Raw genomic sequence first — 21,359 nt, 5'->3', positions numbered from 1 at the left:
ACGACCGAACATTTTCAGTCGTCCATTCCTTTAAGCACGTTTTCGCTTCGTTTTTCTGGCGACCACATACAACCCAAGGTTAACCAAGACCATGCCAGCAAAAACCGAGATAAAAAGACCGGCAAACCAACCGTGGTCGAGCATCACCCCACCATAGACAGGCCCAAGCATCCGACCAAGCGAGATCATCATTCCGACAAAGCCCTGCGCTTGTCCCGAAACTTCTTTTGGCGTGATCTGTGCGACCCAGGCTGGTACTTGAGGTGAAGCTAACATTTCACCAAGCGTCAATAATTCAAAGACCAAAATAATTTCCCAGAAGTGACCGACAAAGAGCATCAAAAGGAAGGATAAGGCAAAAATCAGCCCACCTAAAATCACTGAAATCGCATAATTTCGCTTGTTGGCCCAGTTCGAAATCATTTTTTGGAAAATGATGATCGTCAACCCATTTAGAACCCAAAGGTTGGCGTAGTGCGAAGTGGAGATCCCAATTCGGTGCAAGTAGGTCGCCATCGCGGTCTCCCAGAGCATGTAAGATAAGTACATGATCAACAAGAAACCGGCAATCCAAAAGAGCAACGCGGTCATCTTCAACTTCGGCCGGTGGCCCGTCACTTCTTGTTTGGTTTCTTCTTGCACTTGATCGGCAATCAGGCTATCGTTATCCGCTTCTTCAACTGCTGAGACCGCAGAGGTCTGTGGGGTCGTTTCGACATTGAAAAAGATGGAAACGACAATTCCTAAGACCAAATAAAGCGTGGCAGCAATGAGCATCAACCATGAAAAGCCGTAATCAAAAAGGTAGCCAACCACGAGCGTTCCCAAAACTACCCCGACATTTAAGACAATGTACATGTTATTAAAAATCACCCGGGTATTCTTACTTGAGACCGTTGTCGCATAAGCGTTTAAGAGTGTCGTAATCCCACCAAGGCCAATGGAAGCCGTCCAAATCAAGATGGCAAAAACCGGCCAGCCATTGTAGAAAAAGAGTGTGCCGACCGACAAGAAGGCCACTACGGTAGCCCCTAACAGTGCCGGATAAGGTTTCCATCGATCAAAAAGTTGCCCAGCAACAAAAGACCCCAAGACGTTCATCAAAGCCGCAACTAATAAAACCAAACCAGACATGGTCAGGCTCTGTCCCAAAGACAAGGTCATGTGCAGGGTGGTCACCGGCCAAATCATCGCATGCCCGGTATTGGCGGCTAAGTTGGCCAGCAAAAGCCATTTTTCATTTAATTTCTTCTCTTGCGCTACCGCCATTTTTAGCCCCCTAGGTTATTTTTATTAGTATATCACAGTGATTTTCTCATTTTAAAAAGGAAAAAACTCGCTAAGTTCCATTTTAACAGGCTTCGGAACAAAAGACTTAGAAGATTTTGATCAATGCCAATAGAACAGGAAAGTAACCGTTTTCATTTTTTGACTTTTTCGGTCTTTTCCACTGATTTTTAAGACGTTATCGTTTATAATGAGGGAGATAGAGAAAAAGAAAAAGGGGAATCTTATGGTTGATGAATTAAAAACCTTAGTTACGTTCTTTGGTGCTACTGGTGATTTGGCCAAGCGCCTATTGTACCCATCCGTCTTCAACTTGTACAAGAAGGGCTACTTGAAGGAAAACTTCGCCATTGTTGGTACGTCACGTCAAGAATTGACCGATGAAGAATACCAAGACATGGTTCGCGCATCTGTTGCAGAAGGGCAAGACCAAAGTCAAGTCGGCGGTTTCTTGAACCACTTCTCCTACGTCGCTTCTGACGTAACAGATGCTGCTGGTTACGCAGGTTTGAAAAAAGAAATCGATGCGGCTTCTTCAAAGTTTAACGTTTCAGGCAACCGAATCTTTTACTTAGCCGTTGCTCCCCGTTTCTTTGGCACCATTGCCCAGTACTTGAAGTCCGAAGGACTCATGTCCGATGAGGGCTACAACCGCATCATGATTGAAAAGCCGTTCGGAACGTCATATGAAACGGCAGAACAATTGCAAAACGAATTGACTCAGGCCTTTGACGAAGATCAGGTTTATCGTATCGACCACTTCATGGGTAAGGAAATGGTCATGAACATCGCCCCTCTTCGCTTTGGGAATCCAATGTTGAACACGGCTTGGAACAAAGACTACATTAAAAACGTTCAAGTCACCTTAGCCGAAACGCTTGGTGTCGAAGAACGTGCTGGCTATTATGATACGGCCGGGGCTTTGCTTGACATGATCCAAAACCACACGATGCAGATCATCGGTTGGTTGGCCATGGAAGAACCAAAGGATTTCTCAGATGTTGCCATCCGTGACGCCAAGAACGCGGCTTTCTCGGCCCTTGAAATCTACGACGAAAAGGGTGCCAACCGCTACTTTGTTCGTGGCCAATACGCCGCCAGCCAAACGGTTCAGGATCACGTGGCTTACACGGATGAACCTGACGTTCCAAAGGATTCTAAGACCAATACCTATATCGCTGGTGAGTTGCACTTCAATACTCCTCGCTGGGAAGGCGTTCCTTTCTACATCCGTTCTGGGAAGCGTATGGCCGCAAAGACAACTCGGATTGACGTGGTCTTCAAGGCCGGATCCTTCAAATTTGCTGGCCAACAAGAACCACAAGAAACGGTTCTTTCCATCGTTGTTTCACCTGACGCGCACATCACCATGTCATTGAATGCCAAGGAAGTTTCCGACAACTTTTCAACCCAATTAGTTGATTTGAACTGGGCACCAACGGATAAGCAAAAGGCGGAAACGCCTGCGCCATACGAGCGGATGTTGCACGATGCCATGGACGGCAACGGTTCCAACTTTGCTGATTGGCACGGTGTAGCCACTGCCTGGAAGTTTGTCGATGCTCTCTCAGACGTTTATGCAGCTGACAAGGCACCACTCTTCTCCTACGCATCAGATACAATGGGCCCTAAGGAAGCGGATGAATTGCTCGAAAAGAACGGGGATTCATGGGTCTTCAAGGGCTAAGATAGCAAATGAAAAAGCGACTCACGAAAGTGAGCCGCTTTTTTGTTGTTCTTAGAAAAGATGAGCAACGAAGTCAATGACATGGGCCAGAAAGCCTGAGTCAAGCAACACGTATATACCAATGGCGATATAACAAATTTTCATTAAAATTTCGCCAAAACGGTCAATCATCGAGGTCACAAAACGATTATTGGCTACTGCCTTCAACAAGAAGACAATCAAGAACGTCAGAATCGTGATGTAAGCCAGCGTTTCTGCAAAGGTCAGCCAAGTCTCACCCAGCAAAACCGGCAGGAAGATTGACAGATTGCAGCCGGCACAAACAGACAAATACGTTCCCAAGACCATCCAAAATGGCGACTTACCCTGCACCTCACCCTCGTCATCATCGTCATCGCACAAAGCCAAATAAATCGGAATGAAGCCCAAGACACCAAGCAGCCACTCTGGCAAGAAGGCTTCCAGGATCTGCCCGGCCAGGTAGCTTACAATCATCAAGAGCAGGTTTCCGGCTAGATAACCAAAAAGCACAGCTCGGAACGAATACTTTTTCAGCAAGAAAAGCATCATAATAAAGAAATCGAGGTTAACCGCCAAAAAGGTTAACGTTAAAAGTGACATGTTCATAAGTTCCTCTCATTCAAACATGAATTATTTTTCATTTATTTAATACATGAATAGAATATCATGTTTTGAGAGGAAGTCAATTCGAAAAAAGAAAAAAGCTAGCCCGCAATGGACAGCCTTTATTTCTTACAGTACTTTTTTCATCAAAATATCTCGTTGACGGTCGTCTCCGACTTGAAAAACGTGATCGGAGAAAGGCACAAAGCCCTTCTTTTGATAAACGGCCAAGGCCAAGTCATTATGCTCCCAGACGCCAAGCCAGATCCAACTTTTTCGAGTAGAAAACGCGATTTCTTCAGCTAAAGAAAAGAAGCGAGAACCTAGTCCTTGCCCTTGATAATCTGATAAGAAGTAAATCCGTTCAATCTCCAAAGCATCACTACCCAGTGGTTCGCTTTGGGCTTCATCGCGATTCAACTTCAGATAACCAACCACTTTTTCGGCCACTAAACAAAAATAAAAGTCGCTACCGGCTAGCTCAATTTCAGCTCGCAACTTTTCTGGTGCGTAGTGTTGATCTAAAAAAGCGGCTAAATCCGCTTCGCTGTTGTCTGCAGCAAAAGTTTCAGCAAAGGTTGCCCGACTAATAGCAACAAGCTTAGCCAGATCGCTCAGCCCCACTTTTTTAATCTGTACATCCGTCATTCTTATCCTCCAAATTAAAGGCCGGATCTGCCAACAAGCCCGTTTCGTCATTAAAAGTGCGCAAGAAATCTTTCATGTATTCCGCCCGCTTGTCGCCCTCTTTGCGGCCAGCCGTCGTATTCAACTGAGCGGGTAACTTGAATAATTTTTCATAAAAATGGTTCACCGAAGGATTTGCATTCTGGCGATAGGTTGCCTTGTCCTTTAGTTCGGTGACTGGCAAAACCTTTGGGTCGGCCATCACCCGGCCTTTGGAACCGCCATAGGCAAAAACCCGGGCAATTCCAATGGCGCCCAATGCTTCAATCCGATCGGCATCTTGGACATACTGGCCACGTTTGGATAACTCATGCTGTTTTACTAAATTGGCCGAGTAAGACAGGTTTTGGATCGTGTCCATGACCTCATCAGTCGCCTCTTTGGAAAAGTCGTTTGCACGCAGCAACTTTTCCACTTTTTTGATTTGAGATAAGACATCCGAGACCACTTTGTCATCGATTGTATCATGCAAAAGTCCGCCTGCCCGTAAGATAGCCGTCGTTTCCTTCGTTGCTGGCCCATTATCTTCTTCGTACAAACGAAGGGCCCAATCCGCCACACGTTTGGCATGGTACCAATCGTGTCCGGAGGCATCCCCCGCCAACGTTTGCTTTGAGAATTCTGCGATTGTCAGCATGCTCGACTCCTCTCGTTTTCACCAAAGTTTTAATACAGTTATCTTATTTTAGTACGAAAGCGCCGCTAACACGAGGGGCAAAGCCGAAAAGTTGCATCGGAAACACTCGCTTTGTTCAACTAATTTGGTATACTGCAAGCAACAAAATAAAACGAAAAGGAACGAGTATGTCATTTCTAGAGTTAAAAAACATTCATAAATCCTACCATTTGGGTAGTCAAACCTTTCCTGTTCTCAAGGGAATTAATCTCGCTTTCGACCTTGGTGACTTCGTTTCCATTCTTGGCGAATCAGGTGGTGGAAAATCGACGCTAATGAACATCATTGGCGGATTGGATCGCAACTTTGACGGTTCGGTTACGATAAAGGGCAAGGCGCTCAACCACAAAAATGAAAAAGCGTTAGATACCTACCGACGGGAAACCATTGGTTACATTTACCAATCCTATAACCTCATTTCACACCTGACCGTCTTAGATAACGTCTTAGTTTCGTTGGACATGACCACCTTATCCAAGAAAGCACGCGTTTTGCGTGCCAAGGAATTGTTGGCGCGTGTTGGACTAGCCGGCCAAATCAAGAAATACCCGAACCAGTTATCCGGTGGTCAAAAACAGCGTGTCGCCATTGCCCGCGCCCTAGCCTCTGATCCCAAGGTGATCATTGCCGATGAGCCAACGGGTGCGCTTGATTCCGAAAACACTAAGGAAGTCTTACGCTTATTGAACGAAATCGCTTCCGAAGGCCGCTTAGTCATCACGGTAACCCATTCCGAAGCAGTGGCCAATGCCGGAACACGCATTGTTCGTTTGGCGGATGGGAAAATTGAATCCGACAAACGAATCCGTCAAGCATATGACCGACAAGATAAAGAACACCTATCATCCCGTCCACTTCGCCGTTTGGCTTCTATCAAGACTGCCTTTAAACATTTCCGACACAACCTGGGCACCAACTCCTTGATCATTTTCGGGACGGCCATTGGCTTGTTTTCCGTTATTCTCTTTTCCGGTCTTGGCAACGGCGTTTCCCACTACATCTCTAGTCAGATTACTAAAGTGGCCAATCCACAGGTCATGTCCGTCAGCCGCTACGTCAAAGATTCGGATGACGACAATGCATTAAGCATGAGTACAGACGACACTCCTGCACTATCCACTAACCAGCTCGACCAGTTAAAAAAGCAAAAGCATGTCGCCAAGGTCGAACCCACTTATTCGATTCCGTCAGCCACCGTCAGCTATCAAAACCAAACGGTCAAGATGCGTTACGCGTCAAACTGGACGGCCGCTTCGACTGCGGATGCCATTAAAATTGGGCACGCTCCTAAAAAGGCAGGCGAGGTCGTGATCGATCAAGACGCCATCGCCAAAAAATTGGATAAGGAGCATTACCAGGACTTGATCGGTAAGCAAATCCAATTGGCTTACCAAACAAACAAACCATCTGGTGAAACCGTCACCGTTTCCTTGACGGCCACCATTTCTGGGATCGGCCACAGTGACAGCAAGGGCGCACAGGTCAATGCCGTGAATACGGAGACCCTGCAAAAGGCCATGCAACAAGCTGGTCTTTCAACCGATCCAACGGAAGCCTCTGTTAAGGTGGACACACTGGATCACGTGGAAGAAGTCGCTTCTTCGATTGATAAAGTAAAGGATGGTCACAACCGACTCTACAAGACCTCCACCATCCAAAGCCTGATCAAACAGCTGCAAACCTACGTCAACATTGCCACCTTCGTCCTCTCGATGGTAGCCGCCATTTCTTTGATCGTTTCTGCTTTGATGATCATCGTAACGATGTTTATGTCCGTTTCAAAGCGAACAAAAGAAATCGGTATTTTACGCGCCTTGGGCGAATCCAAGCGTGACATTCGCTGGCTCTTTATCGCTGAGTCATTAATCACCGGTGTCTTGTCCGCGACTGTTGCTACCGTTATCGCATACTTAGCGCAAAGAGGAATTAACGGCGTCCTACGCAATCTTGCCGACTACACGTTCGTCCAGATCACCTTTAGAAACGTCATTACTGCCTTCTTCTTAGCAATCATGATTTCCTTGTTAGCCGCCTTACTGCCTGCAAGACGTGCAGCTAAGTTAAATCCGATCGATGCGCTATCTGCTGAATAAAAGCGCATTAAAAAGTCGCCTAAGGTCATTGCCATCAATGATCTTAAGCGACTTTTTTGTTGTTTAAATGCCTGTTGGCGGAAGCCCCTCTAAATGCATTCGGAAAAAAGGACAATCAAAGTAGCTCGAGAATTCCCGACCATACAAATGGCAGAAAGTCAGTAAAACGAGCAAGTCGGGCATTACAAGCCCAGATTCATACTTTGAAATCGCTGATTGGGATAAATGCAGACTCGCGGCCACTTGCGTTTGTGAATAGCCATGAATCAGGCGCGCTTTTTTTAGGCGATTCGCCACCTCCTCTTGAACGTCTTGGCGGAAGGATGTCTCCATCCACTTGTGATCAAAGTGTTCGATTGTTGCGGGATGTACAAGAACCATTACTCTCCTCCTATCATGGTTACTTGTTTGATTTCCTCCTTCATCTTTTCTGTCGCCTTTATTATACCCAGACATACGGGCTTTTAACAGCAAAAAGGCGAACGGCCGTTCGTTTTATTCCAAACCTTCATGAGTTAAGACAAAGCGAATTAAATTGTATAAAAAAGATCGACTTTTTCAGCCGATCTTTTCTTTTACGATTAGAAATAAACACCCGAAATTGGCAATCCGATCGCCACCAAATACATGGTCCACCCCCACAAGAGAAAGCCAACAATTTCGACCGCTGTTTTCTGCCAAGGAAGATGCCAAAAGAATGGGTGCTTTTTCTTGGCTACCTGATAGACTTGCTCAATGCCAACCCAGACAATGAAGCCCCAAACCATACCGGACCCCTGCGTAATCGTCGCATCGTAGTTGGCCCAGATAATAAAGACGATACTTAAGATGATTGAACCAATCACAAAGGCCGCCTGACTGAAGTCAAGGAAGACCCCACCGCCAATGGACAGGGCCTCCGTCTTTTTGGCCTCCTCCGTTCGAAAAAGCTGTTGAAAACCAATACGAACCAAGGAAGCTAAAATTCCTCCTAAAAAGCCGACCCAAAGGGCGTTAAAAATAATTGTTGCAAGCATGCGGTCACTCCTTTATTTACTCCTTTCATCATATCACTTTTTCTAAAGACAGAAAAAATAGCGTGCACTGACTGCCAAAATGGCTTAGAAAAGCCCGAAACCACCGTCTTTTTGGTATAATAGAGTATTGGATGGCGAAGACAGCCCCCTGTTTTCACCGCATTCGACTTTGAAAAAGAATTCTTTCTTTCAAATAAATGGAGGTTTTTCAGTTGAAAGTCAAACGCGAAAACATGATTGATTACTACACTTTCGGATCAACCGCAGAGCTCTTGCTCTACCTTGGAATCGAACGTGAGACACTCTTCCACCGAGCCAAGCTGCGCGGCATCGACTTGAACGGCACTTATACTGAAGAGGATTTGGCTGCGTTAAAACCCGATAAGAACGCTTATCTAGGCTCTTTAAATGCTGAAACCGAAGCCGAAATTGAAGTGCTGAAGATGAAGCTCCAGCTTTTAGAATCCCAATTGGGATACAAAGATCAACAACTAGAGGATCGCCAGGAACACATCGCTACGTTGAAATCTTCTCTAGAAAAGGCGGAGAGCAACTTAGAAAAGACGCAGACCACAGTCGATCAGCAACAGCACCTTCAGATGGCAACTTTGTCTCAACTGGACAAAGTAACCTCGCGTGTTCAGCGCATCGAAATGGAAGAAGACCAAAAGAAACACTGGTGGTCTTTCAAGAAAAAGAAGTAACTAAAGAAAAGAGCACCCTGAAAGGGTGCTCTTTTTTTACTTAACTTGTCGGCCCATTACTCAACGTATAATCGATGGTGGCCCCATCATAGGTGCCGCCCTTTAATTGGTTGGTCGTCTTCATTAATAAACCATGGTCCTGATCAAAGTTGGCTGTATACCCCAAGAAAGTCCCCTGGCCCGTCGTTTGATATTGGCTACGGCTCATCGACCAAACTGTCGTCGGCGTATCCGATAGGGCGGTTTCATTTCCTTCGTTATCTTTCCAATAATAAGAAACAATTCCTTTTTGATTGTTCTGTTTAATAGCGACCTGGACGGAGGCATCTGATAGACTCTTGTTGGCATTAACCGTAAAGTTCATGGAATCCTCTGCTGAAATAAGCTTTGACCAACCAAAACTGCTTGGCAAATCAGAACTTCCCAAACGAAAAGCACGATCTAATTTAGTACTTGTCAGTGAAATCTTAGGGGTCGCAATGCCAAATTCGATGTATTTGGCTTTCTTAATCGCTTCTTGTGTACTGTATGAATAGATTCGACTCGTATAATTAAAAAAACTCATTCGGCTAATCGCAGCGTTTCCGGCGGCAGCCTCTTCTTTTTTAGCATCCGTTCCATCGTAATTTTTAGAAACAGAAAGGGGGAGTCCTTGGCCATTTAAGAAAACGTAGGATAGTGTGTCATAGACTTGCTGTCCGCCCCGTAAGAGCACGTGAGCCGAATCACTCATACTAATGCCACCACCGGAGCCAAATCCGCCCTGAAAGGTTCGCGTCGTTTTGCTAACATTGTTTAAACTAAGGTCAGCATTGTCTGAGACATTAAAAAGGTTGGTGTATGACGTTCCTAAATTGAACGAACCGCCAATTGTCGCATCGAGCTGCGCCCGATTATCAAGATTAATGGTCCAATTGGCTTGTTCGTTAGAAAAACCAAAAGCATACCCAGAAGATTTCGCGGTATTGGCCGTTCCGTTAATAATAAAGGTGGACTGATCCTCTAAATTCCAAGTCTTTGACCGTACTTTTTCTTGTTCTAAAAACCAGGCCGTACCATAATTCCAATAGAGCTTGGCCTTTTTCTTAACTGTCAGACTGGCATCTAGATCACTTGATTGGTAATGATAGAGCGTTTTTTGATAGGTTGAATTGTTATTGACGGTTGTCGACCCATCATAAATCGCTATGTTATTGGCACCCTGAATCCAGTTCGTATCATCCAAGGTTCCCGTTGCCTTTTTACCAAATGAATTCGTGTCAATGGCTCCCGAGCCATAGTTTTTAGACACTTGTCCCGTGATGTTGAACGTGTTGTTGCCATAAAAGGCAATGGCCCCCTTTCGATTCATGATTGGCGTCCCACCGTTGTCCAAAGCACCATTCATTTCCGTCACGTTTTGATAAACGGTTGTGGCCGCGGCGTCTTTATCCACTTCAAAAAGGCCATAGTTAATACTGTTAATCCAAACGGCGTTTTCAAGCCGAAGAGTAGTTTGCTCACTCACCTTGTCAGAAGAAGTATAGAAACCAGAATGCTTTGCAGCCCCTGCAGACACTGCCGTCCCTTTGGTCGGATTATTGGCATAGCGACCAAAGAAAAGGGTGTGTCCGTTTCCTTTAATCGTCACACTTTTGCCTTCGCTTACTTCTTGCCCCTTATAGGCCGCTTCATCACCAACAATGTCTTGCTTCACATTTAACACAACCGTCGATTGATCCGGTGCATTCTGGTAAGCCGTATACATATCGGCCCAAGAATAGACATTATAGCTGTTCGAATCAGCCGAAACACGCCCTTCTTTCAACAAAAAAAGCGCACACAAAGCAGCTAAAATCATCAATAGCTTTTTCATTGTGCGCCCTCCTTTCAGAACTTATTAGCGAGCGTTGTCTTGATTACTGCGATTTTTAGCAATCGAAACCGGAATGCCTTCCTTCACCATTTGCTTATAGACCTTGTAAGAAACACGACGAGTAATTCGCGTTCCGGCGACCATTTCGATGATATCCACCATCTTCTTGTTTCGACGCCAGAAGAAGATCAGCAGCGCAAGCACTGGTAACAACAAGAGCCACCAAAGCCAGTGATAATCACGAGTCAACGGACTCGATTCTGCCCAGCCGGTCACAGGCAAAACAGCTGAAACGCTGAATTCCTTTTCAAAGTGCCAAGTCAGATTGTTCTTATTGTCGTGAATCGTAATATCAGCGACATAAGTTTTACCAGCCTTCAATGAATCCGTTGGGACTTGATAGGTGAAATTAGACCCATTGGCAATTGATTGGTTATTTTGATTGTATGTCAGCACGTCCTTGTTATCGTCTTTTTGGCGAACGATCACTTTGGAGCTAGCGTTTCCAACATAGCCGGCCTGATCATTTTGCAAATTAATATTCAAAAGACCGGCTTGATTTTTGATCTGATAGGATACCTTTTTCAGTGACAAAGAAGCTTTGGTCACTGCATCCGTATTCGACAACTGAACATAGGCCAAATAATTGAATCGATTGGTATACCCATTCGATGCCCTGTTTCCATTCGTCACTCGTTTTTGAATGTGGATACCGCCCAGCCAAGAACCCGTGATGGCCTTGCTTGGCATGTGAACGGTCGCTGTAATTTCCTTCGTCTCACCAGCTGCGATCGTTGTCGCGCTGTTTTTAACCGTTAACATGTTATTTCCTTGCTGCAAGGCGGGAATAACCGTTTTTTGGGCCTCACCAATCGACTTTTCAGCAATCATTTGCATGTTGCTGCCAGTCTGCGCCTGGGTGGCCATGACATCAAAGGTAGCGGATTGCTTGCTTCGGTTTGATACCTTTAACGTTAAGGTTGTGCTTTCACCTGGATTCAGCTGTAAATCAAACCAGCTGTTGTTCGTATCACGTTGTCGGTCGTTTTTAACAAGCGCAACGTCAAACTGGGAGTCCGTATCGTTTGCCGATACCGCCCGATTCCCATAAAAAATTAACCCAGCCAAAAAGGCTAGGAGGACAGATAATTTTTTCATGTGCCCTTTCCCCTTTCTTAATACCACACAGAAAGAAAAACGGGCAGAAAGTTCTGCCCGACTTCTTTAAGACTGTTGTGGCCCGTTACTTAATGTGTAATCAATCGTTCCGGTATATGTTCCGGCTTTGACATTGTTACCGCTCAACGTCAGCTTGGCGGAAGTCGCTCCTGATTCCAACGTACCCGTTGCATCAGCGTTTCCTTCGACAATCTTTGTCGTCGTTTTGAAGATCGGCGTATCCGTTGATCCCGTAATTTGCCCCTTAGTTGCTTCATCAACCGCTGAGTTCGCCGCCGTGAAGTTAAAGGACTTGGTTTGCAGAGTAGCGCCATTGTTCGTCAAATCGGAGGCATTGGCGGTAACGAAGTAACCCTTGCCAGATCCGGTCAAATCAGTAACCTTCACCGTTCCACCGTTCTTTGATTCAAAAGTGTCATATGACTTGGATAACTTGTGGTTATCAAAGTCAAAGTTCGGTACCTGATTCAAGGTCAAGGCCCCGTCCGTTCCTTCAAACGTAATCTTAGTGTTACCCGTGATCTTTTGAACGTTCTCCGTATCGTTTGTTTCGACCGTATTATCCGCCGCAAATGCTGATACTGGTGCCAAAGCTCCCGCTGTCAACAAAGTTGCGACCGCCAAGTTCAACTTCGTAAAGTTCTTCATATCTTCATCCTCTTTTACAATTGTGTTACAACGGTAATAATTGTAAAACGATGAAGAGAAGTTGTCAAGGCTTCCGTATAATTAAAGCGTACGGTTAAAAGTCCTGTTATAAAGGGGTTTATAAATATAAAAAAGCAGCACTTTTTTAGAAAAAGCACTGCTTTTGATCTTAGCTCAATATGACAAATGTGTCACTTAGGCGAAGTAATGTTGGTTTTCTTTTGCGATATTGTCCTTAACCGTCGTCGAATACCAGAATGGGACGTGAATCTTTCCGACTACATGCTTCTTTGAGACAAAGCCAAAGTAACGAGAATCGTTTGACACCGAACGGTGATCTCCTAAGACGAAGTAAGAATCCTTTGGCACGACCGACTTATTCTGATCATCTTGCTTCCACAAGCCAGTTGATGACAGACTTTGAAGCGACCATGAAGAACCAAAGGATGAAGCCGTTCCGGCATTTTGCTCGTCTGTGCTAATAAAGGACTGATCAACCTTCTTATCATTTACGTAAAGCGTGCCGTCCTTATATTGAACCGTGTCACCAGCAACCGCAATCACGCGCTTAACGTAGTCCTTGTTCCCCGCCTTAATTCGTGGATCTTCTTCGCGAGCGTCAAAGACAACGACATCCCCGCGTTTTAGATTCTGCGTTTTTTGGACAACCACCTTTTGCTGGTCGAGCAGGTTTGGATCCATTGAATCGCCATTAATCGTGACGATATTAATCCAAAAAGTGGTAATGAGTAAGTAGGCAATCACGCCAATCGCGATCGGCACTACCCAATTCCAAATAAATGATAGTACTTTCTTCATGTTTTTAACCTCAATCTAAGCTTACTCGTTTTAACACCTGCTCGCAAGGGCGCGTGTAAAGACAAGCGCGCTAGCGCTATTCACGACCGCACGGTGTTAATCGTCACTTTGTAAATGGCCCGATCCCGCTTACCGGCAGTTTCAAAACGAATGATGCCGTGTGTTTGTTCCAGATTCCAAATCGATTCATTCGTCATCTGCCGCATGGTCAGGTTCAACGGGTTTGGCCCAGGATAAGCCTTTCCCCAATCAATCACTAAATAATCGTCATATGAAAAACAAAGCACGCGGTAATCTAAGACAGGCGCCTCCGGTTCTTTAGCCAGAAAACCTCGTTCATCTTCCCACTCAATGGCCTGCAAGGAGACCCAATAATCGCGTCGAATTAGTTTTAATCGCTCAATCTTCATAATCTTAATTCGTCTTCGGTAATTGTGACAACACTGCTTCTTCTTTTGGAATCGATGGCAGGGCCCCAGCTGACGCCACTGTGATCGATGAGGCGGCGACGGCATAACGGATCGCCCCTTCAATGTTTTCAAAGGAAGGTAAGAGGCGAGACAATAGGGCCCCGATGAAGGTATCACCAGCAGCCGTTGTGTCGATTGCTGTGGTTTTGATGGCAGAAACCATCACCTCTTTGCCGTTTTTAGCTTTGTAGAAAGCCCCCTTGTCGCCAAGCGTGATCAAGACATGTTGTAACCCAAGGTCAAAGAAAAATTCAGCGTTACTTATCAGCGAAGCGCGGTCCGTCACTGGAATATCCGAAATCAAGGCCGCTTCATGTTCATTTGGAATGATCAAATCAGTTTGCTGAAGTAAAGATTTGGGCAATTCTTCTTGATCGGGTACGGGAGCGGGGTTGAGAACGGTTGTTACGCCTGCTTTTTTGGCTTCTTTAAAAGCCGTCAAAGCGGTTTCAAGCGGAATCTCTAATTGTGTCAAGCAAAAATCAGAACCTTGCAGTGCTTCTTTTTGGTCCCAAATATCTTTGGCTGACAGATCCCCGTTAGCGCCTTCATAAACGTAGATGATGTTATCCCCAGTCGCTTTTGAAACCGTGATGTAGGCCTGACCCGTTTGGAATTTGTCCGAGTGTAAAACATAAGCCAAATTCAGGTTTTCTTCCTTTACTTGTGCGCTTAAATCAAAATCCGCACCGACCTTGGTAATAAAATTCGCCTTGGCGCCAGAACGAGCGACGGCGACTGCTTGATTTAGGCCCTTTCCGCCCATGACCTCTTCTTGGTGCTGGGCGATTGATAAAGTTTCCCCCGACTGAGCCAAACGAGGCACACGGGTCACGCGGTCCAGGTTGGTGGAACCGACAATCGTTACTTGCTTTTTCATAGTCATCCTTTTTTCGTCTGACAACGTTACTATCACCCTTTATTTTACTAAAAATAGCCGACTTTGACAGTAAAAATGAGCAAAGTCATCGAAGGAAGCCCATACTGTCTGCTATAATAGAAGTTAGTGACTGACTTTTTAATGGAGGATTTATCATGAATGACCATAAAGTAAAAGCTGCTCAAATGGCCGTTGATTTGATCCCTAATCAGGCCATCGTGGGCCTGGGATCCGGTTCGACCGCTTCCATTTTTATTGATCTCTTGGCCAAAAAAGCCCACGAAGAATCCATGGATATTACCTGCGTGGCCACTTCTGGTCAAACGCAGCAGTTAGCGCTTGGCTTTGGTCTAAAGGTGGTCGACATCGACGCCGTTGACCGCATCGACGTCACGGTCGACGGAGCCGACGAAGTCGAACCCGACCTAAACGGCATTAAGGGCGGCGGGGCCGCCCTCCTTTTCGAAAAGATCGTGGCGATGAACTCGCAGAAAAACATTTGGGTGGTTGATTCATCCAAGCGCCACCCCCGTCTTGGTTCCTACAAACTGCCCGTCGAGGTGGTTAAGTTTGGCGTGCACCACGTTTACAACTATCTGAAAGAACAGGATCTAAAGCCAGTCTACCGTCAACAAGAAGACGGTAATTATTTGACAACCGATTCCGGCAATTACATCATCGACATCGATATTGCTCGGGTCGACGACTTGGCTGGCTTAGCTGATGATTTGAAGTCACTCACGGGCGTGGTTGAGCACGGACTCTTCATCGACGTCTGCGATGTCTTGCTGGTTGGTAATACGGGCGAGGCAATCTATCGGGAAAATTAATTCCTTTTCGTCATATTTTGCTTCTATAAGAAGTGCGATCATTTATTTATGGATTCTTAGAAGGCGGTTTTAACACCTCCCTTCCACCCATCGCCGGTCAGCGATGGGTTTTTTATTTGCCAAAATTCTTAGGGCCTTTCTCCCTTGAAAATCACCCCTCAGAAGCCTATCATAAAGCTATATTATTGCGTTTAGAACTCGTCTTGATTGGAGTATTTTGGCATGAATTCCACGACTACACAGTCTGCCCTTAACGACACGGAGCACCCTGAGCGTTTGCATCAGCACATGGCCGTTCGCTGGGAAAAGGTTATCGAAAAAGAAGTTCGGCCCGCTCGACAGTCAGCACTGCCAGTCCGCGCCTCGATTGTCGGTCGCGTCGGCATTCAGTTGTTGTCGACTGGAACCGGGGCTTGGCGCGTTCGGTCGGCCATGAACAAGGTCGCCCGCGCGCTGCAATTGACGATTTCTGCTGACATCGGTTTCACAGCCATTACGGTGACTTGCTTCGACGGGGCCGATTCCTTCACCGAATCGCTTTCCCTAGCCGCAACCGGCGTGAACACCCACAAAATGACCTTGATCGAAGACTTCGTCGATCAATTCGCGGTGAAGTATGCTGACCAGAAGCCGCAACTCGCGCACCAAGAACTAGACAAGATTCAAAAACGCCCCGGCAACTACGGCCCATTTCGTGCTGGCCTTGCCGGTGGTCTCGCCTGCTGCGGCTTTATCTTTTTACTCGGTGGCGGGCCGGTCGAGATGTTCGACTGCTTTATCGGTGCCTTTTTTGGACAATTCACGAGAAAACGTCTTGGACAAAAACACTGGAACGCCGTTGCAACGACCGTTCTCGGCGTGGCCGCAGCCTGCTTGGCCTACGTGCTGACCTTGTTCTTACTGCACTCGCTTCTCCCACTCTCTTCGGCCCACGAAGCCGGCTATATCGGGGCCATGCTCTTCGTTATTCCAGGCTTTCCTTTCATCACATCAATCTTGGATTTGTCTAAAAACGACATGCGCTCTGGGCTGGAACGGCTGGCTTTTGCACTGATGATTATCTTCTCTGCAACTCTGGTTGGTTGGCTTTTAGCCATGCTCTTCGGGCTGCGTCCACAAAACTTTTTACCACAGGGTCTGAGCCTGTATCCATTGATTGCCTGCCGCCTCCTGGCATCCTTTGCCGGCGTCTTCGGCTTTTCTTTGATGTTTAACTCGAAGCTCAAATTAGCAACAACGGCTGGAATAATTGGCGCAATTGCCAACACAACCCGTCTCGAGCTGGTTGACCTCTCACAGCTGCCTCCTGCAGCCGCAGCCTTCATCGGGGCTTTGATTGCAGGTTTGGCCGCTTCTTTCATCAACCGGTACACGACCTTCCCACGAATTTCTCTGACGGTGCCCGCCATCGTTATCATGGTTCCGGGACTATACATCTACCGTGGTGTCTACAACCTCGGTCTGAACAATATCGGTGTCGGCGCCACTTGGTTGATCAAGGCCGCCCTCATCATGATTTTCCTGCCATTTGGCCTCTATGTCGCCCGCTTTATTATGGATAAGGATTGGCGTAAGGTGGATTAAGCATTCCAAAAAAATCCGCTCGAACTCATCTAGCAGTTCGAACGGATTTTTATTTGCCCGCACAAAAAAAGAACCGCCAAAAGGCGATTCTTTTTCAAGTGAGCTAAGCGTAGCTCTTAGTACTTTGGTTCCCACTTCAAGGCTTCGATAGCTGACTTCACGTCAGAAATCTTTTCCTTCGTGATGCCTTGGTCAACAGCTGATTGCGCAACTGCGATGGCAACATCTTCAGAGAACTTCGTCAATTGTGAGACAGGAGGCAAAACAGCGGCACCTGGCTTCGTTCCGTCAACCAAACCACCCAATGAGTGAGCAGCGGCTGAGATCATTTCATCGTTCAAGACCTTAGCCGTTGAAGCGATCGTTCCAAGTCCAAGACCTGGGTAAACCAAGGCGTTGTTGGCTTGACCGATGTTGTACGTAACACCCTTGTATTCGATTGGGTCAACAGGGATACCGTTGGCAACCAATGCCTTACCGTCAGTCCATTCAAGCAAGTCCTTCGCCGTTGCTTCAACCAACTTCGTTGGGTTAGACAATGGGAAGATGATTGGGCGTTCTACGTGAGAAGCCATTTCTTGAACGATTTCCTTGGTGAAGGCACCAGGAACAGTTGACGTACCAACCAAGATCGTTGGGTGGATTTCCTTAACAACTGACATCAAGTCCTTCAACTGGTCAGCGTTAGCGAATTCTGAACGCTTACGAGCAAATGGTGCTTGTTCTGGCGTCAAGTCGTCCATGTCGTCGAAGAGCAAACCTTGCTTATCGACCAAGTAGATGTGTGACTTAGCTTCTTCTTCTGACAAACCTTCTTGCAACATTTCGTCGTAGATACGAGCAGCAATACCAGAACCGGCTGAACCTGCACCGAATGACAAGTAAGTCTGTTCGGACAACTTTTCACCAGTGATGTTCATGGCACCCAATGCAGCGGCCAACGTGATGATTCCAGTTCCTTGGATGTCATCGTTGAAGGTCGTGATGTCGTTCTTGTACTTGTTCAAGATCTTGGCACCGTTTTGACGGGCAAAGTCTTCCCAGTGCAAGTACAAGTTAGGGAAAGTCTTTTCTGCAGCTTGTACGAAGTCGTCAACGAACTTGTCGTACTTTTCGCCGCGAACACGTTCGTGACGGTTACCCAAGTAGTTAGGGTTTTCCAACAATTCCTTGTTGTTCGTTCCGTTGTCCAAGACAACTGGCAATACGTCGGCTGGGTTAACACCAGCAGCGGCCGTATAAACCATCAACTTACCAACAGCGATGTCAACACCGTTAACACCCCAGTCACCGATACCCAAGATACCTTCGGCATCCGTCACAACGATCAACTTGATGTCACGGCCGTTAGCGGCGTTCTTCAAGCTCGTTTCGAAGTCTTCATCGTTATCGATTGAGAAGTAAACCGCGTTTTGTGGATCGACAAACAAATCAGAGTAGTTTTCGATCGTGTCAGCGATAACTGGATCGTAGACGATTGGCATGAATTCAACCACGTGTTGTGAGAACATGTAGTAGAACAACGTGTGGTTCGTGTTGAAGATTTCCATCAAGAACAAGCGCTTTTCCAAGTCAGATGGCTTTGACTGGAATTGTGCGTACGTTTGTGCTTCTTGTTCTTCCAAAGTTTGCACGCGTGGAGGCAAAAGTCCGGCTACGCCGAGTTCCTTTCGTTCTTCCATCGTGAACCCTGTCCCCTTGTTCAAGAAGGGGTTGTTCAAAATCTCGATTGGTGTGGTCATGTGAGATGAACTCCTTTTTCTGTCTACTTTAGGTCTTTTAACGACCTAAGTTTATGGGAATAGTTTACGCTCATCTGCTTATTCCGTCAAATAGAACGACTCTGTTTTCCAAGACACTTTTCTTGATTTGTCGCTTTTTAAGGGCTTTTTTCTGATATACTTTAGATACTTTTTAACTGAATTTTGTTCAATATTTTACTTTGTGAAAGGAACTGTCGATGCGAATTCAAGATCTAGCTTATTATATGGCCCTTGCTGATTTAGGGTCTTTTTCACAAGTCTCAAAAAAGTTTAAAATTTCTCAGCCGACCGTTTCTTTGGCCATCAAACGCCTCGAAAAAGAACTTAAAACGGAACTCATTTGGCGCGATCCGAGCCGACAACAGCTCACACTCACCCACTCAGGACGCATTTTACAAAAGCACGCCGCCGTCATTTTACAAGAAATGGCACTGGCCGAAACGGAAATCATCAAAGAGGCCAATCAGAAATTCGTGCTTGGGCTAACGGATCTGGTTGAATTTGCCTACTTTCCGGCCGTTAAAGAACACCTGTCAGACCACTTTTTAATCCACCTCCAAAAACGATTGGTTCACTCCGACGAAGCCTTATCGCAAATTCAAAAGGGCGACTTGGATGCCGCCTTTATCACTGGTGATCTTTCAGAAGACAGTAATTTAATAGAAGAAAAGTTAACGATTTTAGATATTCCCCATCCTGCACTGCATTTATACAATGAAAAAAACCTACCGCCCTTCCGCCTTTCCTTTGTTTATTTGAAGGATCGGTTGGATGACTCTGATCTATCGGCTATCTTGACAGAATTGCAGCATGCCATTTGGCGTTCCTCTAAAGAGGACTTTACCCTTATAAAGAAAACTGAGGACGACCCTAAGGTTTGACTATAAGTTCACCTGCCCGCTATGCTTAAAATGTACAAAACATGTTATAGCGAAAGGATTCTCATGAAAAGAACCAAGATTTTAGTTGGTATCATGTCCGTTTTTCTATTGGTCATTTTATCAATCGCCCTCTGGCCAAAACATTCCGATCAGAAAAAAGAGGATGGTCAATTAACCATTGTGGCCTCAACCAACGTTTATGCTGAATTAGCTTCGACCGTTGCTGGTGATCATGCTAATGTCTCAGCCATTATTTCAAAGCAGTCCGTTTCACCAGAAGACTTCGAACCCACTAACCAGGTGGCAAAGGAAGTCTCCAAAGCAGACATTGCCTTTGGGAACGGCCTAGGCTATGATGCCTGGTTAAATAAGCTGACCCGTTCTTCGAAGAAGACACAACTGATACTGGTCTCTCAACTGTTGAAAAAAAGCGACAAGGATAACCCGCACTTGTGGAACGACCCTGAAAACATGGTGCAGGCTGCTCAGCAGCTAGCCGATCAATTATCTAAAAAAGATCCCGATCACAAAGCTGATTATCAGAAAAACGCCGCAGCCTACAAAGAAAAATTAACACCAGTGACCGAAAAGGTTGCCGCACTCAAAAGCCAATTGAATGGGCGCGTGGCCTTTGAGACGGAATCTGTTTACGAATACATGCTCCATGACTTGGGATTGACCATCACCGGTGATGCATTTGCCGAAGCCGTTGGCGAAGAAAGTGATCCAGCGCCTTCAGTAATGAAAAAGATTCAAGAACAAATGAAAAACCATGAGATTGATCTGGTCGTACAAAATACACAGACTTCCGGAGGTGATGTGGCCAAACTGATCAAGTTAGCCAAGCAAGAAAACCTACCAATTGTAAAGGTCACCGAAACATCGCCAGACAAGACCTCTTACGTCGATTGGAAATTATCGGAATTGAATCAAATTGAAAAGTACATCGCTTCATAAACTGAAAAAAGACAGCCGCTCGGCTGTCTTTTTTCGTTTATTTAACTTTTTTCAATCGTAATTTGACCATCGACCAATTGATAGATTCGATCGGCTTTTTCCCGGAGGCGCAGATCATGGGTCACGATTACCACCGCTTTTTCAGCCTTTTCGGCAATGTCTTTGAAAAGCTGCCCCACCTCTGCTACACGCTCCGAATCTAGGGCTGCCGTCGGTTCGTCTGCTAGGATAAAGTCCGGATTAGCATAGAGTGCCCGCGCGATAGCGGCGCGCTGACTTTGTCCACCTGAAAGTTCGCCCGGAAATTTATGACGCAGCTTGTCAATGCCCAAGCGGTCAATGTAACCTTGGAAAGTCTGTTTGTCTATTTGACCAGTCTTTTTCACTTTATCCACCAGTGTAAACTGATCGTTAACCGTTAGATAGGGAACAAGACTATAGGACTGAAGAACAAAACCAATGTGGTCAAGCCGAAAAGCATCCGCTGCTTTTCCTTTCTTACCATCAAAGCGCTCCCCATTAATCCAAACTTCCCCACTCGTTGGCTGTTGTAAACCGCCTAAGATGGTCAGTAAAGTTGACTTTCCCGAACCAGAAGGGCCCAAAATTAGCGTTACTTCACCTGAACGAGCTTCAAAATTCACCTCTTTTAGCGCCTGGACCTGATTACTTTTGGCGCCAAAAATTTTATTTACTTTTTTTAATTCAAGCTTTTGCAT

General features: G+C 45.9%; 20 protein-coding genes and 1 pseudogene. 7 read left to right on the top strand and 14 right to left on the bottom strand.

Going from position 1 to position 21,359, the window contains the following annotated elements; all coding sequences use genetic code 11:
- Positions 1-30: 30 nt before the first annotated feature.
- Entirely contained in the window at positions 31-1,269 is a 1,239-nt protein-coding gene (locus tag G6R27_RS05460; RefSeq protein WP_213820068.1) for an MFS transporter, read from the bottom strand.
- Positions 1,270-1,513: 244 nt separating this feature from the next.
- Between G6R27_RS05460 and zwf the strand changes: the two genes are divergently transcribed.
- A complete protein-coding gene (zwf, locus tag G6R27_RS05455) occupies positions 1,514-2,974 on the top strand; it encodes a glucose-6-phosphate dehydrogenase (RefSeq protein ID WP_213820067.1) in 1,461 nt (486 codons plus the stop codon).
- A 51-nt stretch (positions 2,975-3,025) separates the two neighbouring features.
- Here zwf and G6R27_RS05450 read toward each other — a convergent pair whose 3' ends face one another.
- From G6R27_RS05450 to G6R27_RS05440, 3 genes are all read right to left on the bottom strand, one after another.
- Positions 3,026-3,601 carry a cadmium resistance transporter gene (locus G6R27_RS05450; RefSeq protein ID WP_213820066.1) on the bottom strand — a complete coding sequence of 192 codons (576 nt, stop codon included), beginning with the start codon at positions 3,599-3,601 and terminating at the stop codon, positions 3,026-3,028.
- Positions 3,602-3,727: 126 nt separating this feature from the next.
- On the bottom strand, positions 3,728-4,246 hold the full coding sequence (locus G6R27_RS05445; RefSeq protein ID WP_213820065.1) for a GNAT family N-acetyltransferase: 519 nt from the start codon (positions 4,244-4,246) through the stop codon (positions 3,728-3,730).
- Entirely contained in the window at positions 4,227-4,922 is a 696-nt protein-coding gene (locus tag G6R27_RS05440) for an HD domain-containing protein (protein ID WP_213820064.1), read from the bottom strand. The genes G6R27_RS05445 and G6R27_RS05440 overlap by 20 nt, the downstream gene beginning before the upstream one ends.
- A 167-nt stretch (positions 4,923-5,089) precedes the next feature.
- Between G6R27_RS05440 and G6R27_RS05435 the strand changes: the two genes are divergently transcribed.
- A complete protein-coding gene (locus tag G6R27_RS05435; protein ID WP_213820063.1) occupies positions 5,090-7,054 on the top strand; it encodes an ABC transporter ATP-binding protein/permease in 1,965 nt (654 codons plus the stop codon).
- A 63-nt stretch (positions 7,055-7,117) separates the two neighbouring features.
- Here G6R27_RS05435 and G6R27_RS05430 read toward each other — a convergent pair whose 3' ends face one another.
- Together G6R27_RS05430 and G6R27_RS05425 are read right to left on the bottom strand one after the other, a co-directional pair.
- On the bottom strand, positions 7,118-7,435 hold the full coding sequence (locus G6R27_RS05430) for a helix-turn-helix domain-containing protein (RefSeq protein WP_213820062.1): 318 nt from the start codon (positions 7,433-7,435) through the stop codon (positions 7,118-7,120).
- Positions 7,436-7,635: 200 nt separating this feature from the next.
- Positions 7,636-8,070 (bottom strand): hypothetical protein, encoded by a 435-nt coding sequence (locus G6R27_RS05425; RefSeq protein ID WP_213820061.1) that lies wholly within the window; start codon positions 8,068-8,070, stop codon positions 7,636-7,638.
- A gap of 212 nt (positions 8,071-8,282) precedes the next feature.
- On the opposite strand from G6R27_RS05425, the gene G6R27_RS05420 reads away from it, so the two are divergent.
- On the top strand, positions 8,283-8,774 hold the full coding sequence (locus tag G6R27_RS05420) for a hypothetical protein (RefSeq protein WP_213820060.1): 492 nt from the start codon (positions 8,283-8,285) through the stop codon (positions 8,772-8,774).
- 40 nt (positions 8,775-8,814) lie between these two features.
- On the opposite strand, the gene G6R27_RS05415 is transcribed toward G6R27_RS05420, so the two are convergent.
- The 6 genes from G6R27_RS05415 to rbsK all read right to left on the bottom strand — a co-directional run bounded on the left by G6R27_RS05415 (position 8,815) and on the right by rbsK (position 14,625).
- Positions 8,815-10,629 (bottom strand): pectate lyase-like adhesive domain-containing protein, encoded by a 1,815-nt coding sequence (locus G6R27_RS05415; protein ID WP_213820059.1) that lies wholly within the window; start codon positions 10,627-10,629, stop codon positions 8,815-8,817.
- Positions 10,630-10,653: 24 nt separating this feature from the next.
- A complete protein-coding gene (locus tag G6R27_RS05410; protein WP_213820058.1) occupies positions 10,654-11,787 on the bottom strand; it encodes a WxL protein peptidoglycan domain-containing protein in 1,134 nt (377 codons plus the stop codon).
- Between the two features lie 66 nt (positions 11,788-11,853).
- Entirely contained in the window at positions 11,854-12,456 is a 603-nt protein-coding gene (locus G6R27_RS05405; RefSeq protein ID WP_213820057.1) for a WxL domain-containing protein, read from the bottom strand.
- 195 nt (positions 12,457-12,651) lie between these two features.
- Positions 12,652-13,275 (bottom strand): signal peptidase I, encoded by a 624-nt coding sequence (lepB, locus tag G6R27_RS05400; RefSeq protein ID WP_213820056.1) that lies wholly within the window; start codon positions 13,273-13,275, stop codon positions 12,652-12,654.
- An 80-nt stretch (positions 13,276-13,355) separates the two neighbouring features.
- Positions 13,356-13,685: a hypothetical protein gene (locus G6R27_RS05395; RefSeq protein WP_213820055.1), complete on the bottom strand. Its 330-nt coding sequence runs from the start codon at positions 13,683-13,685 to the stop codon at positions 13,356-13,358.
- Positions 13,686-13,689: 4 nt separating this feature from the next.
- Positions 13,690-14,625 (bottom strand): ribokinase, encoded by a 936-nt coding sequence (gene rbsK / locus G6R27_RS05390; protein WP_213820054.1) that lies wholly within the window; start codon positions 14,623-14,625, stop codon positions 13,690-13,692.
- A gap of 155 nt (positions 14,626-14,780) precedes the next feature.
- On the opposite strand from rbsK, the gene rpiA reads away from it, so the two are divergent.
- A complete protein-coding gene (gene rpiA / locus G6R27_RS05385) occupies positions 14,781-15,455 on the top strand; it encodes a ribose-5-phosphate isomerase RpiA (protein WP_213820053.1) in 675 nt (224 codons plus the stop codon).
- 222 nt (positions 15,456-15,677) lie between these two features.
- The gene (locus tag G6R27_RS05380) at positions 15,678-17,039 is read left to right on the top strand and encodes a threonine/serine exporter family protein (protein ID WP_213820052.1); all 1,362 of its coding nucleotides are present in this window, start codon (positions 15,678-15,680) and stop codon (positions 17,037-17,039) included.
- A 116-nt stretch (positions 17,040-17,155) separates the two neighbouring features.
- Here the strand turns inward: G6R27_RS05380 and G6R27_RS05375 are convergent.
- Positions 17,156-18,799, bottom strand: a pseudogene (locus G6R27_RS05375) (malolactic enzyme); the annotation flags it as partial.
- 200 nt (positions 18,800-18,999) lie between these two features.
- Between G6R27_RS05375 and G6R27_RS05370 the strand changes: the two are divergent.
- Both G6R27_RS05370 and G6R27_RS05365 read left to right on the top strand, forming a co-directional pair.
- Positions 19,000-19,683 (top strand): LysR family transcriptional regulator, encoded by a 684-nt coding sequence (locus G6R27_RS05370; protein ID WP_213820050.1) that lies wholly within the window; start codon positions 19,000-19,002, stop codon positions 19,681-19,683.
- Between the two features lie 63 nt (positions 19,684-19,746).
- A complete protein-coding gene (locus tag G6R27_RS05365; RefSeq protein WP_213820049.1) occupies positions 19,747-20,640 on the top strand; it encodes a metal ABC transporter solute-binding protein, Zn/Mn family in 894 nt (297 codons plus the stop codon).
- A gap of 41 nt (positions 20,641-20,681) precedes the next feature.
- Here the strand turns inward: G6R27_RS05365 and G6R27_RS05360 are convergent, their stop codons facing one another.
- Positions 20,682-21,359 carry an ABC transporter ATP-binding protein gene (locus G6R27_RS05360; RefSeq protein WP_213820048.1) on the bottom strand — a complete coding sequence of 226 codons (678 nt, stop codon included), beginning with the start codon at positions 21,357-21,359 and terminating at the stop codon, positions 20,682-20,684.

The sequence above is a fragment of the Fructobacillus papyriferae genome, assembly GCF_018437225.1.
Classification (GTDB): domain Bacteria; phylum Bacillota; class Bacilli; order Lactobacillales; family Lactobacillaceae; genus Fructobacillus; species Fructobacillus papyriferae.
The sequence above is the reverse complement of the archived record's forward strand: the minus strand, read 5'-3'. Positions and strand labels throughout refer to the sequence as shown.